This is a genomic window from Streptomyces sp. NPDC055962 (genome assembly GCF_042270185.1).
Lineage (GTDB): Bacteria > Actinomycetota > Actinomycetes > Streptomycetales > Streptomycetaceae > Streptomyces.
Map to the genome: position 1 here is coordinate 143875 of NZ_JBHJYN010000013.1, position 16342 is coordinate 160216.

The 16342-nt window shown below is 70.9% G+C and carries 13 protein-coding genes; 7 read left to right on the forward strand and 6 right to left on the reverse strand.

From position 1 onward, the window contains the following. Positions 1-9: 9 nt before the first annotated feature. The 4 genes from ACFC51_RS29540 (at position 10) to ACFC51_RS29555 (ending at position 4580) form a co-directional block, all read left to right on the forward strand. The gene (locus ACFC51_RS29540) at positions 10-2553 is read left to right on the forward strand and encodes a DUF4118 domain-containing protein (RefSeq protein WP_376367442.1); all 2544 of its coding nucleotides are present in this window, start codon (positions 10-12) and stop codon (positions 2551-2553) included. Positions 2554-2608: 55 nt separating this feature from the next. Then, positions 2609-3316, forward strand: coding sequence for a response regulator (locus ACFC51_RS29545; protein ID WP_376367444.1), 708 nt, complete (start codon positions 2609-2611; stop codon positions 3314-3316). 70 nt (positions 3317-3386) lie between these two features. Next, positions 3387-3806, forward strand: coding sequence for an OB-fold nucleic acid binding domain-containing protein (locus tag ACFC51_RS29550; RefSeq protein ID WP_376367446.1), 420 nt, complete (start codon positions 3387-3389; stop codon positions 3804-3806). A gap of 3 nt (positions 3807-3809) precedes the next feature. Then, entirely contained in the window at positions 3810-4580 is a 771-nt protein-coding gene (locus ACFC51_RS29555; protein ID WP_376367448.1) for a DUF3159 domain-containing protein, read from the forward strand. A gap of 54 nt (positions 4581-4634) precedes the next feature. Here ACFC51_RS29555 and ACFC51_RS29560 read toward each other — a convergent pair whose 3' ends face one another. Together ACFC51_RS29560 and ACFC51_RS29565 are read right to left on the reverse strand one after the other, a co-directional pair. Next, positions 4635-5312: a TrkA family potassium uptake protein gene (locus tag ACFC51_RS29560; RefSeq protein WP_073748168.1), complete on the reverse strand. Its 678-nt coding sequence runs from the start codon at positions 5310-5312 to the stop codon at positions 4635-4637. Further along, a complete protein-coding gene (locus tag ACFC51_RS29565) occupies positions 5312-5980 on the reverse strand; it encodes a TrkA family potassium uptake protein (protein ID WP_014153600.1) in 669 nt (222 codons plus the stop codon). The genes ACFC51_RS29560 and ACFC51_RS29565 overlap by 1 nt, the downstream gene beginning before the upstream one ends. Positions 5981-6510: 530 nt before the next feature. On the opposite strand from ACFC51_RS29565, the gene ACFC51_RS29570 reads away from it, so the two are divergent. Together ACFC51_RS29570 and ACFC51_RS29575 are read left to right on the forward strand one after the other, a co-directional pair. Further along, complete coding sequence (locus ACFC51_RS29570; protein ID WP_376367450.1) at positions 6511-8565, forward strand: APC family permease; 2055 nt, start codon at positions 6511-6513, stop codon at positions 8563-8565. Positions 8566-8668: 103 nt separating this feature from the next. Next, on the forward strand, positions 8669-10012 hold the full coding sequence (locus tag ACFC51_RS29575; RefSeq protein WP_376531729.1) for a class I SAM-dependent RNA methyltransferase: 1344 nt from the start codon (positions 8669-8671) through the stop codon (positions 10010-10012). A 1012-nt stretch (positions 10013-11024) separates the two neighbouring features. On the opposite strand, the gene ACFC51_RS29580 is transcribed toward ACFC51_RS29575, so the two are convergent. Continuing rightward, positions 11025-11660 carry a ScbR family autoregulator-binding transcription factor gene (locus ACFC51_RS29580; protein ID WP_376531731.1) on the reverse strand — a complete coding sequence of 212 codons (636 nt, stop codon included), beginning with the start codon at positions 11658-11660 and terminating at the stop codon, positions 11025-11027. A 557-nt stretch (positions 11661-12217) separates the two neighbouring features. Between ACFC51_RS29580 and ACFC51_RS29585 the strand changes: the two genes are divergently transcribed. Then, on the forward strand, positions 12218-12898 hold the full coding sequence (locus tag ACFC51_RS29585; protein WP_376531733.1) for an HAD family hydrolase: 681 nt from the start codon (positions 12218-12220) through the stop codon (positions 12896-12898). A 32-nt stretch (positions 12899-12930) separates the two neighbouring features. Here ACFC51_RS29585 and dhaL read toward each other — a convergent pair whose 3' ends face one another. The 3 genes from dhaL to ACFC51_RS29600 form a co-directional block, all read right to left on the reverse strand. Further along, complete coding sequence (gene dhaL, locus ACFC51_RS29590; RefSeq protein WP_376531735.1) at positions 12931-13602, reverse strand: dihydroxyacetone kinase subunit DhaL; 672 nt, start codon at positions 13600-13602, stop codon at positions 12931-12933. Positions 13603-13657: 55 nt separating this feature from the next. After that, positions 13658-14656, reverse strand: coding sequence for a dihydroxyacetone kinase subunit DhaK (locus tag ACFC51_RS29595; protein ID WP_376367460.1), 999 nt, complete (start codon positions 14654-14656; stop codon positions 13658-13660). A gap of 153 nt (positions 14657-14809) precedes the next feature. Next, positions 14810-15988: a PP2C family protein-serine/threonine phosphatase gene (locus ACFC51_RS29600; protein WP_376531737.1), complete on the reverse strand. Its 1179-nt coding sequence runs from the start codon at positions 15986-15988 to the stop codon at positions 14810-14812. Positions 15989-16342: the final 354 nt, after the last annotated feature.

Sequence of the window (16342 nt, forward strand, 5' to 3'; positions counted from 1 at the left end):
AATGGGGCCATGGCACGCGGCAAGCTTCGGATCTACCTGGGTGCGGCACCCGGCGTCGGCAAGACGTACGCGATGCTGTCCGAGGCCCACCGCCGCGTGGAACGGGGCACGGACTGCGTCGTCGCGTTCGTGGAGCACCACGACCGGCCGCGCACCGAGGTGCTGCTGCACGGTCTGGAGCAGATCCCCCGGCGCGACATCGAGCACCGCTCGGCCGTCTTCGCCGAGATGGACGTCGACGCCGTGCTGGAACGCGCCCCGGCCGTCGTGCTCGTGGACGAACTGGCCCACACCAATGTGCCGGGCTCCCGCAACGCCAAGCGCTGGCAGGACGTCGAGGAACTCCTCAGGGCGGGCATCGACGTGGTGTCCACCGTCAACATCCAGCACCTGGAGTCCCTCGGCGACGTCGTGGAGTCGATAACGGGGGTGCGCCAGCAGGAGACCATCCCCGACGAGGTCGCCCGCCGGGCCGACCAGATCGAGCTTGTCGACATGTCGCCCCAGGCGCTGCGCCGCCGCATGGCCCACGGCAACATCTACCAGTCCGACAAGGTCGACGCGGCCCTGTCCAACTACTTCCGGCCCGGCAACCTCACCGCCCTGCGCGAACTGGCGCTCCTCTGGGTCGCCGACCGGGTCGACGAGTACCTCCAGCAGTACCGCGGCGAGCACGACATCAGCGCCCCCTGGCAGGCCCGCGAGCGCATCGTCGTCGGACTGACCGGAGGCCCCGAGGGCCGCACGCTGATCCGCCGCGCCTCCCGGATGGCTGCCAAGGGCTCCGGCAGCGAGATCCTCGCGGTGTACATCGCCCGCAGCGACGGGCTGACCAGCGCCTCGCCGAAGGAGCTGGCGGTGCAGCGGACCCTCGTCGAGGACCTCGGCGGCACCTTCCACCACGTCATCGGCGACGACATACCCTCCGCGCTCCTCGCGTTCGCACGGGGCGTCAACGCCACCCAGATCGTCCTCGGCTCCAGCCGCCGCAAGACCTGGCAGTACGTCTACGGCCCCGGGGTGGGCGCCACCGTCGCCCGCGAGTCGGGACCCGACCTCGACGTGCACATCGTCACGCACGAGGAGGTGGCCAAGGGGCGCGGGCTGCCCATCGCGCGCGGCGCGCGGCTCAGCCGCACCCGGATCATCTCGGGCTGGCTGGTCGGCGTCGGCGGCCCGGCTCTCCTGACCCTGCTCCTGCACGGCATGGAGAACGGGCCGGGACTCGCCAACGACGTCCTGCTCTTCCTCTTCATGACCGTCGCCGCCGCCCTGCTCGGCGGACTGGCCCCCGCGCTCGCCTCGGCCGCCGTGGGCTCCCTGCTCCTGAACTACTGGTTCACCCCGCCCACCCACACCCTGACCGTGCAGGACCCGGAGAACTTCGTCGCCATCGTGATCTTCTTCGCGGTGGCGGTCGCGGTCGCCTCCGTCGTCGACCTGGCGGCACGGCGCACCCACCAGGCGGCCCGGCTGCGCGCCGAGTCGGAGATCCTCTCCGCCCTCGCCGGGAGCGTCCTGCGGGGCGAGACCGCCCTGGACGCGCTGCTGGACCGGGTCCGCGAGACCTTCGGCATGGAGTCCGTCGCCCTCCTGGAGCGGCAGAGCGACGTCGAGCCGTGGACCTGCGCCGGGTCCGTCGGCCCCGCACCCGTGGCCCGGCCCGACGACGCGGACGTGGACATGCCCGTCGGCGACCACATGGCACTGGCGCTCTCCGGGCGCGTGCTGCCCGCCGAGGACCGCAGGGTCCTCGGCGCCTTCGCCGCGCAGGCCGCCGTGGTGCTCGACCGGCAGCGCCTGGTGGGGGAGGCGGAGGCGGCCAGGCGGCTGGCCGAGGGCAACCGGATCAGAACCGCGCTGCTCGCGGCCGTCAGCCACGACCTGCGCACCCCGCTGGCCGCCATCAAGGCCGCCGTGAGCTCCCTGCGCTCCGACGACGTCTCCTGGTCCGACGCGGACGAGGCGGAGCTCCTCGCGGCCATCGAGGACGGCGCCGACCGCCTGGACCACCTGGTCGGCAACCTCCTCGACATGTCACGCCTGCAGACCGGCACGGTGACCCCGCTGATCCGCGAGATCGACCTCGACGAGGTGGTCCCGATGGCGCTCGGCGGCGTGCCGGAGGGCAGCGTCGACCTGGACATCCCCGAGACGCTTCCCATGGTCGCCGTCGACCCCGGGCTGCTGGAGCGGGCCGTGGCCAACATCGTCGAGAACGCCGTCAAGTACAGCCCCGGCCGCGCACGGGTCGCCGTCGCCGCCAGCTCCCTGGGCGAGCGCGTCGAGCTGCGGGTGGCCGACCGGGGCCGCGGGGTCCCCGACGAGGCCAAGGAACGCATATTCGAGCCCTTCCAGCGCTACGGTGACGCCCCGCGCGGCGCCGGGGTCGGCCTCGGGCTCGCGGTCGCCCGCGGCTTCGTGGAGTCCATGGGCGGCACCCTCGACGCCGAGGACACCCCGGGCGGCGGGCTCACCATGGTCCTCACCCTCACGGCCGCCCCGGGGCAGGTACGGGCCGGCCCCGTCCCTCCCGCGCACGCCACCTCATGAGAACTCCGGGGCGCACCCCCACCCCGTACACGTATTCCGGAAAGGCAGGTCCGCGATGACCCGGGTCCTCGTGGTCGACGACGAGCCGCAGATCGTACGCGCCCTCGTGATCAACCTGAAGGCGCGCAGGTACGAGGTGGACGCGGCGCCCGACGGGGCGACCGCCCTGCAGCTGGCGGCGGCGCGCCACCCCGACGTCGTCGTCCTCGACCTCGGCCTGCCGGACATGGACGGCGTCGAGGTGATCCGGGGACTGCGCGGCTGGACCCGGGTGCCGATCCTCGTGCTCTCCGCCCGCCACACCTCCGACGAGAAGGTCGAGGCCCTCGACGCGGGCGCCGACGACTACGTCACCAAGCCGTTCGGCATGGACGAGCTGCTGGCCCGGCTCCGCGCCGCCGTGCGACGGGCGGAGCCGGTCGGCCCGGACGGCGGCGACGACCTCGTGGTCGTCGAGACCGAGGGGTTCACCGTCGACCTGGCCGCGAAGAAGGTCCACCGCGAGGGCCGCGACGTGCGGCTGACGCCCACCGAGTGGCACCTGCTGGAGGTCCTCGTCCGCAACGCCGGGCGGCTCGTCAGCCAGAAACAGCTGCTCCAGGAGGTCTGGGGGCCCTCGTACGGCACGGAGACCAACTATCTGCGGGTCTACATGGCGCAGCTGCGCCGCAAGCTGGAGGCGGATCCCTCGCACCCCAGGCACTTCGTGACCGAGCCCGGAATGGGCTACCGATTCGAGCGGGGGCGCCCCGTTCCGGAGTGAACGGGGTCACTCGTCCGGGTGGTCCTCGTGCGGGCCCGCCCCTACCACAGGAGACCGGTACCCTTCGGGTATGAGTGCTGTTCCCCGATCCGAGAAGTCCGGCAGCAGGGCGGAGAAGCCGTCCGGCCGCCTCCGCCGCATGCTCGACCGGCTGTCCAGCTCCCAGGAGGACCTCGAGTCCCAGGAGCTGCGGGAGGACTCGCACGCATCGGGATGCACGCGCATCTCCGAATGCACGGACCGCCAGATCGTCAAGGTCACTGGTACCTTGCGGACCGTCACCCTGCGCCCGCGGGCCGGAGTGCCCGCCCTGGAGGCGGAGCTCTTCGACGGCACCGCGCCGCTCGACGTGGTCTGGCTCGGCCGGCGTTCCATCGTCGGCATCGAGCCGGGCCGCAAGCTCATCGCGTCGGGCCGCGTGGCCATGAGCCACGGACGCCGGGTGCTGTTCAATCCCAAATACGAACTCCGACCGCTCGGCAAGGAGTAGCCGGTGACGTCTCTCGACAAGCCGACGTCCGACACGGACCAGCCCCACCGCACCGACCAGCAGGACGCCGACGCGAAGGCGGTCACGGAAGCCGCGCTCTTCGAGGCGTTCGGCGGCGTGCGGGGCATGGTGGAGACAGTCCTGCCCGGGCTGCTCTTCGTCACGATCTTCACCATCAACAAGGACCTGACGGCCTCGGCGGTCGCCGCCCTGGGCGTCTCCCTGCTCCTCGTCGTCGTACGGCTGCTCCGCAAGGACACCGTCAAGCACGCGTTCAGCGGGGTCTTCGGCGTGGCCTTCGGTGTGCTCTTCGCGAAGATGACGGGCAACGCCAAGGACTTCTATCTGCCGGGCATGATCTACACGCTCGGACTGGCCCTCGCCTACCTCGTGACGACGATCGCCGGCGTGCCGCTGATCGGGCTGATCCTGGGCCCGGTCTTCAAGGAGAACCTCTCCTGGCGCACCAGGAACCCCGGCCGCAAGAAGGCGTACGCCAAGGCCAGCTACGCCTGGGGGCTGATCCTGCTCGCCAAGTGCGCGATCCTCTTCCCGCTCTACTGGTGGGCCGACACCGCGCAGCTCGGCTGGGTCCTGGTCGCGCTCAAGATCCCGCCGTTCCTGCTCGCGGTGTATCTGACCTGGGTCTTCCTCGCCAAGGCGCCGCCGCCCATCGACGTCTTCGCCGAGATGGAGGCAGAGGAGCAGGCCGAGAAGGAGCGGAAGGCCGCGCAGAGCGCGCGGGCAGCGGAAGCCCGCAACTCCGAGATCTGACACACGCGTGGGGCCCCGGACGGGATCGGTCCGGGGCCCCACGCGTGCACGGACTCAGTCCTCGGCCGGCTCCCGGCGCACCGACAGCAGGTCCTCCAGCTGCTCCTCGCGCGCCTGTGCGGCCACGAACAGCAGCTCGTCACCGGCCTCCAGGGTCTCCTCGGGGCTCGGCGTCAGCACCCGCGTACCGCGGATGATCGTGACGAGCGAGGTGTCCTCGGGCCAGGCGACATCGCTCACCCGGATGCCCGCCATCGCCGACTCGGGGGGCAGCGTCAGCTCGACCAGGTTGGCGTCGCCGTGACTGAACCGGAGCAGCCGGACGAGATCGCCGACGCTCACGGCCTCCTCGACCAGGGCGGACATCAGGCGCGGCGTGGAGACCGCGACATCGACCCCCCAGGACTCGTTGAACAGCCACTCGTTCTTCGGGTTGTTCACCCGGGCCACGACCCTCGGCACCCCGTACTCGGTCTTCGCGAGCAGGGAGACGACCAGGTTCACCTTGTCGTCCCCGGTCGAGGCGATCACGACGTTGCACCGCTGGAGCGCGGCCTCGTCGAGGGACGTGATCTCACAGGCGTCCGCGAGAAGCCATTCGGCCATCGGGACCCGCTCCACCGAGATGGCCGTCGGCGCCTTGTCGATCAGCAGGACCTCATGCCCGTTCTCCAGGAGCTCGGCCGCGATGGAACGGCCCACCGCGCCGGCCCCGGCAATCGCCACGCGCATCAGTGACCGCCCTCCTCGGGACCTTCGGCAAAGGCCTCCTCGACCTTCGCGATCTCGTCCGTACGCATCATCACGTGGACCAGGTCGCCCTCCTGCAGAACCGTCTGCGACGTGGGCAGTATGGCCTCACCCAAGCGGGTGAGGAAGGCGACGCGGACGCCCGTCTCCTCCTGCAGTGTGCTGATCTTGTGCCCGATCCACGACGGCGTGGTGTGCACCTCCGCGAGCTGCACACCACCGCTCGGGTCGCGCCACAGCGGCTCCGCGCCCGACGGCAGCAGACGCCGCAGCATCTGGTCCGCGGTCCAGCGGACGGTGGCGACCGTGGGGATGCCCAGGCGCTGGTAGACCTCGGCGCGCCGCGGGTCGTAGATGCGCGCCGCGACGTTTTCGATGCCGAACATCTCGCGCGCCACCCGGGCCGCGATGATGTTGGAGTTGTCGCCGCTGCTGACCGCGGCGAACGCCCCGGCCTCCTCGATCCCCGCCTCGCGCAGGGTGTCCTGGTCGAAACCGACCCCGCTGACCCGCCGGCCGCCGAATCCGGAACCGAGGCGACGGAACGCCGTGGGGTCCTGGTCGATCACGGCGACCGTGTGCCCCTGCTGCTCCAGGGTCTGTGCGAGAGCGGCTCCGACACGCCCGCAGCCCATGATGACGATGTGCACCTTGCGCCTACCTCGCCGTCCTGGTCATCCGGATGACCTGCGAAAACACCCTGCTCACACTTCTCTCTCAGCTTGCGGGGCAAACAATGGGGCAACGACTTCCGGCGTTGCCCGGGGATGAGCTTATGCGGCCACGACCGCACCGCCTCATCCGAGTGTGCGTACCCCGCGGGCCGATGAGCAAAAGGGAGCCGGGCCGCGTCCGCGAGGGGGCCCGGGGAACCCACCGGGACGGCAGGCGGACGGGAGGCCGGGGAGGGACCGGACAGAGGACCGTGGGGGCGACGGCAGGGTGTGCGGGGAGAGGGCCGGAACGACGACCGTGAGGGAACGCCGGGGCATCCGGGGAAGAGGTCGGCAGGGTGACCGGAACGACGGCGTCCGACCGGACCCGGCCCGTCCGTGACGCAAGGATTTCGTTAAGGATTCCGTGGACTTTTCCGGTGAGGGCGGGTCATCATGAAGGTTTTCCGGGTTCTGAGGGGGTGGTGCCTCGGCGGCGTGTCCCGGCAACGCTTACGATCCTCACCGTGTCCAAACTGACCGACGTGCCCAAACGGATCCTGATCGGCCGGGCGCTGCGCAGCGACAAGCTGGGGGAAACGCTCCTCCCCAAGCGCATCGCGCTCCCCGTCTTCGCATCCGACCCGCTGTCCTCCGTTGCGTACGCACCCGGAGAAGTCCTCCTCGTGCTGTCCATCGCGGGCGTGTCGGCGTACCACTTCAGCCCGTGGATCGCAGTCGCGGTCGTGGTCCTGATGTTCACCGTCGTCGCCTCGTACCGGCAGAACGTCCGTGCCTACCCGAGCGGTGGCGGCGACTACGAGGTCGCCAACACCAACCTCGGGCCGAAGGCCGGTCTGACCGTCGCCAGCGCGCTCCTCGTCGACTACGTCCTCACCGTCGCCGTGTCGATCTCCTCCGGTGTGGAGAACCTCGGCTCCGCCGTGCCCTTCGTCGTCGAGCACAAGACGTTCTGCGCGATCGGGGCCATCGTGCTCCTGACGCTGATGAACCTGCGCGGCGTCAAGGAGTCCGGCAAGCTCTTCGCGATCCCGACGTACCTCTTCGTGGCCGGCGTCTTCGTGATGATCCTCTGGGGAGCGTTCCGGGGGCTCGCCCTCGGCGACACCATGCACGCGCCCACCTCGGACTACGAGATCAAGCCCGAGCACCAGGGGCTCGCCGGCTTCGCCCTCGTCTTCCTGCTGCTGCGCGCCTTCTCCTCGGGGTGCGCAGCGCTCACCGGCGTCGAGGCGATCAGCAACGGTGTCCCCGCGTTCCGCAAGCCCAAGAGCAAGAACGCCGCGACCACCCTCGCGGCGATGGGCCTGCTCGCCGTCACCATGTTCTGCGGCATCATCGGCCTCGCCATGGCGACCGACGTGAAGATGGCGGAGAACCCGGCGAAGGACCTGATCCACAACGGCGCGGCGGTCGGCGCGGGCTTCGTCCAGGACCCGGTGATCTCCCAGGTCGCCGCGGCGGTCTTCGGGGAGGGCACCTTCCTCTTCGTCTTCCTGGCGGCGGCCACCGCACTCGTGCTGTTCCTCGCGGCGAACACCGCGTACAACGGCTTCCCGCTGCTGGGTTCGATCCTCGCCCAGGACCGCTACCTGCCCCGCCAGCTGCACACCCGCGGCGACCGGCTGGCCTTCTCCAACGGCATCGTGCTGCTGGCCGGGGCCGCGATCCTGCTCGTCTGGATCTACGGGGCCGACTCGACCCGGCTGATCCAGCTGTACATCGTCGGCGTGTTCGTCTCCTTCACGCTCAGCCAGACCGGCATGGTGCGGCACTGGAACCGTCACCTGCGTACGGAGAACGACCCCGCGGCACGGCGGCACATGATCCGCTCCCGGGCGATCAACACCTTCGGCGCGTTCTTCACCGGCCTGGTCCTGGTCGTCGTCCTGGCGACCAAGTTCACCCACGGCGCCTGGGTCGCCCTGCTCGGCATGGTGATCTTCTTCGGCACGATGACCGCGATCCGCAAGCACTACGACCGGGTCGCGGAGGAGATCTCGGCGGAGGAGGCCCCCTCGGACGACACCATCCGGCCCTCGCGGGTCCACTCGATCGTCCTGGTCTCCAAGCTCCACCGGCCCACGCTGCGCGCCCTCACGTACGCCAAGCTCGTGCGCTCCGACCAGCTGGAGGCGCTCTCCATCAGCGTCGACCACGAGGAGACGAAGGCGCTCCGGGAGGACTGGGAACGCCGCGGCATCGACATCCCGCTGAAGATCCTCGACTCGCCCTACCGAGAGGTGACCCGGCCGGTCATCGAGTACGTCAAGAGCCTGCGCAAGGACCGCCCGCGCGATGTGATCAGCGTCTACATCCCGGAGTACGTGGTCGGCCACTGGTACGAGCACCTGCTCCACAACCAGAGCGCGCTGCGGCTCAAGGGGCGGCTCCTCTTCACCCCGGGGGTGATGGTCACGTCGGTGCCGTACCAGCTGGAGTCCTCCGAGGCGGCGAAGGTCCGGGCGCGCAGGCGCGCGGACTGGAACGCGCCCGGCGCCGTCCGCCGCGGCCCCGTCGAGCGGCGGCACCACAAGGAGTCCAGCAGCACCAAGAGCTGACCGGGCACCGCTCCCATGGCGAGCGGCCGGCTTCCGCCCACGTAGACTGGTGGGCTGTTGTCCGGCCGCTTTCCCGTTTCCTGATCTCTGGAGCCACCCCCTCATGCAGAACGAATCCACGTCGTCGCAGGCCGGGGAATCCCTGATCGGTCGGGAGTACGAGGTCGAGGTCGGCCCCGTCGCCCACGGCGGCCACTGCATCGCCCGCACGGACGAGGGGCAGGTGCTCTTCGTGCGGCACACCCTTCCGGGCGAGAAGGTCGTCGCCCGGGTCACCGAGGGCGAGAGCGGCTCGCGCTTCCTGCGGGCCGACGCCGTCACCGTCATCGACGCGTCGAAGGACCGGGTCGAGGCCCCCTGCCCGTACGCCGGACCCGGCAAGTGCGGCGGCTGCGACTGGCAGCACGCCAAGCCGGGCGCCCAGCGCCGCCTCAAGGGAGAGGTCATCGCCGAGCAGCTCCTGCGTCTCGCGGGCCTCACGCCCGAGGAGGCCGGCTGGGACGGCACGGTCATGCCGGCCGAGGGCGACAAGCTCCCGCCGGGCGAGGTCCCGGCCTGGCGTACCCGCGTCCAGTACGCCGTCGACGCGGACGGCCTGGTCGGCCTGCGCAAGCACCGCTCGCACGAGGTCCAGCCGATCGACCACTGCCTGATCGCGGCGCCGGGCGTCTCCGAGCTCGGCATCGAGAAGCAGGACTGGCCGCAGATGGCCACGGTGGAGGCGATCTCCGCCACCGGCTCCCACGACCGCCAGGTCATCCTGACCCCGCGCGAGGGCGGCCGGCTCCCGCTGGTCGAGCTGGACAAGCCCGTCTCGGTCATGCGCGTCGACGAGAAGGACGGCGGAGTCCACCGCGTCCACGGCCGCGCGTTCGTCCGGGAGCGTGCCGACGACCGTACGTACCGCGTGGGCTCGGGCGGCTTCTGGCAGGTCCACCCGCAGGCGGCGGACACGCTGGTCCGCGCAGTCATGCAGGGGCTGCTGCCCCGCAAGAACGACACGGCGCTGGACCTCTACTGCGGCGTCGGCCTGTTCGCGGGCGCCATCGGCCAGCGGATCGGCGAGAAGGGCGCGGTGCTGGGCATCGAGTCCGGCAAGCGCGCGGTCGAGGACGCCCGGCACAACCTGAAGGACCTGGACCGGGTCCGCATCGAACACGGCAAGGTCGACCAGGTCCTGCCGCGCACGGGCATCACCGAGTGCGACCTGATCGTCCTTGACCCGCCGCGCGCGGGCGCGGGCAAGGGCACGGTCAAGCAGCTGGTCGCCCTGGGCGCCCGCCGCATCGCGTACGTGGCCTGCGATCCGGCGGCGCTGGCGCGGGACATCGCGTACTTCGCGGAGGGGGGGTACAGGGTGCGGACGCTGCGGGCGTTCGATCTGTTCCCGATGACGCATCATGTGGAGTGCGTGGCGATTCTTGAGCCTGCCGAGAAGGGCGCTTGACCTGCGACTTTCAGGTGCGGCCGGTGGCGCTCGACCTGTTTCCCGAAGTGCGGCGGTTCGAGGGGGCGGATCGCCCCTCGTGCCCTCCTGACCTTCGAATTCATCAGTGACGCCCTTGCGTCGGCGACGCCTTCAAAGGCTCGCTGGAGATTCTTGACTCCCGAATGACGCTCAGGTCGGGAGTCTCAACCTCCCGCGGCTCTCCGGCTGTGGCCGTGCCGGCCCATCGGTGCAGGTGAGGTCTCCGGTACGGGATTCCAGGTGCGGCTTCATGGTGCCGCCGAGCGGGGTCGGTGGCATCCGTCACGCGGGTGGACGGCTTTCCTGGGCCGTGTGCGGCGAGCTGGACAGGGTCTCCCACCCGGACGACGCCACGACACCGCAGAATGAGGTGTCGGAGAGCAGCCGAATGCTGAGACGGGCTCATCACCTGCCATAGGGGAGCCAACGGAAGGGAGTTCGGTGCCGCCGAGTCGCCACCGTCGAAGGTGGCGGTCGGGTGTCCGAATTCGTCGACGGGCAAGCCGGGTTCTCCCTCGATCCGGTCCATTTCGCCACGCGAGCGAGGAGACCGGACTGATCTGACCGACCGGGCACGACTCTGGAGGACCGCCTTCTGCGAGGCGGTCCTCTTCGGTTCAGCGGTTGTCCCGGCATTGAAGCCTCGGGCCCCGACATGGCAGGCACCGGCGGGGTCGTTCCCTGGGGGCCGTAGAGATTCGAGGGGTGGCAGGAAGGCGGTCCGGGCGCCACGACCTGGAACGTCTCTCCGGGGCGGCCCGAGGCGACCGCGGAGATCGACGGGGAGCGGAACGCGCGTCCACCTCCGGTCGTCGCCCGGCGAGCCCCGTCCGCCCGGGGCCGTCATCGAGGAGATCCGCCCGCAGGCCGGGCAGAGCCCGGCTGCCGCTCCGTAAGCTGCCTGGCCCGGACCGGTCGACGCGGCTTCCACGCAGCTCCGGTCCCCGGCCGGGCTGCCACCCGCGGCGGATCCGGTGAGCCGGGTCGTCCTTCAGCCCTGGGCCGGGATCCGTGCCCGCGCCCGGGCGAGCAGGGCGGCCGGATCCGGCTCTGCCTGGAGGGACTTGAGCGTCAGCAGCCACCACTGGTCGAACTGCTCGCCGCGGTCCCGCCCGCCCGGCAGGTCGTCGGCCAGTGTGCAGAGCCCGAAGAACGCGCACACGAGCGTCACGGCCGCGACCGACGGCTTCACGTCGGCCGCGAGCTCACCGCGCGTCCGGGCCTGGGCGAGGAGCCGGGTGGCAGCAAGGGACCACACGTCGAACGGCGTGGGCACGACTCCGTCGATACCTCTGCGCTCCGCCCACAGCCGGGCGCCCGCGCGGGCCATGACGTCCTCGCTGAGGGAGCGCGCGACGCCGAGGCTCAGGACGACCAGCTTCTCCAGCGGGGGGATTCCCCGCGCCGCGTAGGGGGCGGCGAGCTGCGGCCAGGTGGCGAAATGTTCCCGGGCCACCGCCAGGGCCAGCTTCTCCTTGCTCGAGTAATGAAAATAGATCGCTCCGCTGGTTTTTCCCGAGTGGTCACTTATGTCATTGACACTCGTTCCCGCGTATCCCTGTTCGGCAAAGAGGTGTGCCGCTGATTCCAACAGTACCTTGCGGGTCGTCCGGGCTCTGTCCTGCATCTCTGTTCCACTTTCGCTCAAACGTTCCGTCAATGCGGTCAGGAAGTGCGGCCTCTCGCCATGGGGGGTGCAGTCGCATCGCGCGAAGATCTTATTATTCGCCAGTCGTGCACGGGTGCGTGTTCACGCAATCCACCGCCCGGTGGGGGAGGTGCATTGCGTGCGGGGTGCGCCTGTGTCCCGCGGCGGAGCAGGCTGTCGGGTGCACCGCTCACCAGGCGCGTTGCGGGAGATCAAGGATCCGCAGTTCATTTCTCCGGCGTTTTCGCGCGCCCCGGACGCCGGTGTCCGAGGTAATTCCATGCACTCGAATTGGTGATTGCGGAAACCGGGAGCGCGAAATAACGTAACGGCCATGATGTTTTCGGTTCGAGCTGAAAGCATCGATCCACGTCCGCCACGACGCGCTCAGCAACGTGCACGCGGTCGCAGCAGCCGTGCCCATGCGCGCGGTTCCCTCATCGCTGCGCATTTCTTGACCCGCAACCCGGCACCTCTCTGCCATCCGTGCACCCGTGCACCGAAACGGTCGGCGCAGTCTCCGAGAACGGCAGCCCATGACAGCTCGTAACATCCTCGCCTGGTCCCCGTCAGCCATCGTCTTCGACTGCGACGGGACTCTGATGGACACGGAACGACACTGGCAGGAGGCCCGGAACGTCACCTTCCGGATCTTCGGCCTCACGCCTCCGGCCGGATTCGCCGACCGTGCCAAGGGCGTGCACTACACCGAGTGCGGCGCGCTCATGGCCGATGAGACCGGAAAGCCGGACCTCGCGGACGACATGGCCGCCACACTCCTCACCACCTTCACGGCGCTGGTCGACGAGGACCCCGTCACCATTCCGGGAGCCCCCGCCCTGGTCCGGCTGGCAGCTCGCCACATCCCTCTGGCGGTGGCGAGCAACTGCCCCCGGACGGTGGTGGAATCATGCCTCGACCGGGCCGGACTCCTCGGCTTCTTCAGCCACGTCGTGGTTGCCGGAGAGGACGTACGGCCGAAGCCGGAGCCCGATGTCTACAGCACGGCCGTCCGCCTCTGCGGTGTCCCGCCCGAGGGGGCTCTGGCCGTGGAGGACTCGCTCACGGGTATGGAATCAGCTCGCCGGGCAGGTCTCCGGGTCATCGGCATCGGACCCTGCCCGCCGGGTCCCGGTGCGGAACAGGCGGACCTGTGGGTCGAGAGCCTCGCCGACCGTGACCTGGTGTGCTGGGCCCGCAGCCACATCGGCGAGTAGATCTCCCCGCCGTCGCCCGGCCGCGTGCGTGGTCAGCCGCTGGGCCGAAGAAGAGGCCCAAGGGCGGGCACGGTGGCTCCCGCGGAGGCGAAGAACAGGGCGATGCCCACCGCTCCGGGATCGGGTACGCCTGTCGCCCGTTCACCGAGATAGCTGGCCCGGCCCATGCGCGCCGACAGCGAAGCGGTGTCCCGCACGCCCTGCCAGGCACCTTCCGCCGCCGCGGCCAGAGCGGACGCGGCCGGCGCGGTCCCCGCCGCCCGCAAGGCGGCCGCGGCCGGATCCAGCGCGTCGACCAGCGTCTTGTCGCCCGGGGCCGCGTCGCCCACACGGCGGATCGCGGCGAGGCCCCGGGCGGTGCCGTCGGCGAGTGCGACGGTCGTCAGAGACGAACCGGAGGCCGCGGCGGCCCCGCTCAGCGACTGGAACAGCAGACCGAACAGAGGTCCGCTGGTCCCGCCGATCTCGTCGAGGAAGGAGGTGGCCATGACTCCAAGGGTCTGCGCGGGGCCGGCGGACTCGTCCGTACGGGCGAGGAGAAGACCGGCGGCCCGCACCCCGGCCGCGAGATTGGTCCCGAAGTCGCCGTCCCCCGCCCGCTGGTCGAGCGCGGTCAGCTCGGCCTCGGTGGCGTACACCGAGTCGCTGAAGCGGCGCATCCAGTCGCGGGTCCGTGTCCCGTCCAAAGCCGCGGCGGTCGTCATGTGTCCGTCCTCCTGCTCCTGTTGCGGGCCGCCGGGGCGACGGCCCGCGGGCCGCTCACCACCGCAACGCCGGTGTGCGGACGGGCGCGTCGTAGAAGCCCAGTGTGTCGTGGTCGGCGACCATGAGGGTCAGGGAGAAGCCCCGCATGTCGAGCGCGGTCACGTAGTCACCGACGAGGTGCCGCGCGAGCTGTACACGGCGGCCGTCCAGGATCCGGCCCAGTTCACCGAAGATGCCGTACAGCTCGAGGGAGGTGACCGACCCCAGGCCGTTGACCAGCGCCACGACCGGATCCTCGGGTCCGGGTCGCAACGCGTCCAGCAGGGCGCCGGCCATGTCTTCCAGCAGAGCGCGCACGCTGTCCTGGCTCCTGGTGCGCTCGGCGCGCTCGCCGTGGATCCCGACGCCGTACTCGAGTTCCCCCGTCGGCAGTCCGAACGCCGGCTCACCGGTGGCCGGCGCGGTGTGGGCGGCGGAGGCGGCGGCGAGCGTCCGGCACCGTCCCGCGAGGGCGGTGCCCAGTTCCACCAGCCCTTCGAGCCCCATCCCGGTGTCGGCCGCGCCGCCCAGGACCTTCTCGACCAGCATGGTGGCGCCCGTGCCACGGCGGCCTGCGGCGATCTTGTCGGAGTCGGAGGCCAGGTCGTCGTCGACGAGGACCCGTGCGCAGGTGATGCCTGCGGCGGCGAGCCGTTCGGCCGCGATACCGAAGTTGATCCGGTCGCCGGTGTAGTTCTTGACGATGTGCAGGACACCCTCCGGCCCCGCAACCGCGCGCGACGCCCGGAAGATCTGCCGGTTGTGCGGGGAGGCGAAGACCCTCCCGGGGCAGGCGGCATCGAGCATGCCCGCGCCGACGTATCCGAGGTGCAGGGGTTCGTGCCCCGAGCCGCCGCCCGACAGGAGCCCCACCCGGCGGGCCGGTGAGGGGTGCCGGGCGGTGAAGAACCCGTCATCGGCGTCGTACGCCACGAGGTCCGCGTGTGCGCGGGCGAAGCCGGACAGCGCGTCGGGGACGAGTTCACCGGCGTCGTTCTCGAAGTACCTGGCCACGTGCCGAACCTCTCCTGTCCAGCGCCGCGGGACCGGTCGGGCCGGCCGTCGGGCGAGACCTCCATGGTGGAGTGACCGCACGCATGCGGCAACTCGCGGAACGTGGCTCCGGCAGCCGCGCAGCGCGGCGTCCCGTCGCGTTCCGGGAGCGGTTCAGGCCGGAGTCGTCCCGAGAGACGCCGAGGCCCCTGTGCCGCTGATCCGGTGCGGAGAGCGGCGCAGGGCGAGTACCGCCAAGTCGTCCTGCTGCGCGCCCTCCGTGAAGGCGTGGACATCACTGACGAGCGAATCGGTGAGCCGGCCCGCCGTGATGTCGACGCGGCCCGCGAGCTGCGCTTCGAGCGGATAGAAGGTGCCCGCGGGGGAGCGGGCCTCGGTGAGTCCGTCGGTGCACAGCAGGAGCGTCGCGCCCTCGGGGAACGGGAACCAGGACACCGTGCGCGGCTCGGCGACGAGGTCCGCCAGACCGAGCGGCGCGTGCTCCGTCCCGGCGCCCACGGCGGTGACGTCCCCGTCGTGCAGCAGGTAAGGAGGGATGTGGCCGCACGTGACGAGCTGGGCCTCGGAGCCGGTGTCCACCCCCACGACGACGGCGGTGACGAACCGCTCCTGCTCACCGCCCTGTTCCGCGTAGCCGTTGTGGCGGACCACCGCCGCCTCGAGCGAGTCCACGAGCGCGGTCACCGTCGGTTCGCGGTGGGCGGCCTCACGGAAGGCTCCGACCACGTCGATGGCCATGCCGATGGCGGCGAGTCCCTTGCCCTGGACGTCGCCGATCAGTACCCGGGTACCCCACGGGGTGGCTGCCACGTCGTAGATGTCGCCCCCGACGAGTTTGTCCTGCTGCACCGGCTCGTACACGCCGTCCACAAGTACGTCGTCGGTGAGCAGCGGCAGCGGACGCAGGATCTGGCGCTGCATCGCGGCAGCGGTCGAGCGCAGACTGACCAGCGCGCCCTCGCGTGTGATGCGCAGCCAGGAGCCGTAGACGGCCAGTGCCCCGAAGCCGAGGGCGAACAGGGCCAGGACCACCCGGTCGGCGAGGGCCTCTCCCGACAGGGCCACGGGCACGACGACGACGACACTCACCCACGCGGAGACCAGGGCGGTCTGGCGTGGGGCGCACAGCGCGGAGGCGAATGCGGGGAGGAAGACCAGCAGCCCCAGCAGGAGCACGGCGGTTCCGGTCAACGCGCCCAGGACGATCGTCACCGCTGTCGCCGAGAGGGTCACCAGGACGACAGCGCGCGTCGGGGGCGTGTGGATCGAGGTGTCGTCCTCCCCGTCCGCACGCCCCGCAGCACCCGGCGCCGCACGCAACGAACGGAACATTCCAGCCCTCCAGTGGCGGTGTGATCAGGCGATGCGGGGACCGCATGGCGCGACGGACGGGGTGGCCACGATCATCCAATCTGCCCGGTACGCCGGAGGGAGGCTGGCCGCCTCCGCGCCGAAGTGCGTCCACCCGGGTGCTTCTTCCGGGGGCTCGTCGGCGTCCGCGGCGGCCGTGGACGCGGCGTGACCCGCCAGGGCCGCCCGCCGCTGGACGGCAGCCGGACACCTCGTGACGGACTCGCCGAGGGAAAAATCATGCGCCGTTCCCGCACGCCCCAAACCACGTCTACGCCGGCAGCGTCGCGCCTGCACCATCCTGCGGGCAGCCCTGCAGCCTTGTGCCACCCGACG

Coding starts and splice junctions, on each gene's coding strand:
- ACFC51_RS29540 (WP_376367442.1), top strand. CDS start 10: ATGGCACGCGGCAAGCTTCGGATCTACCTGGGTGCGGCACCCGGCGTC.
- ACFC51_RS29545 (WP_376367444.1), top strand. CDS start 2,609: ATGACCCGGGTCCTCGTGGTCGACGACGAGCCGCAGATCGTACGCGCC.
- ACFC51_RS29550 (WP_376367446.1), top strand. CDS start 3,387: ATGAGTGCTGTTCCCCGATCCGAGAAGTCCGGCAGCAGGGCGGAGAAG.
- ACFC51_RS29560 (WP_073748168.1), bottom strand. CDS start 5,312: ATGCGCGTGGCGATTGCCGGGGCCGGCGCGGTGGGCCGTTCCATCGCG.
- ACFC51_RS29575 (WP_376531729.1), top strand. CDS start 8,669: ATGCAGAACGAATCCACGTCGTCGCAGGCCGGGGAATCCCTGATCGGT.
- ACFC51_RS29580 (WP_376531731.1), bottom strand. CDS start 11,660: ATGCAGGACAGAGCCCGGACGACCCGCAAGGTACTGTTGGAATCAGCG.
- ACFC51_RS29585 (WP_376531733.1), top strand. CDS start 12,218: ATGACAGCTCGTAACATCCTCGCCTGGTCCCCGTCAGCCATCGTCTTC.
- dhaL (WP_376531735.1), bottom strand. CDS start 13,602: ATGACGACCGCCGCGGCTTTGGACGGGACACGGACCCGCGACTGGATG.
- ACFC51_RS29600 (WP_376531737.1), bottom strand. CDS start 15,988: ATGTTCCGTTCGTTGCGTGCGGCGCCGGGTGCTGCGGGGCGTGCGGAC.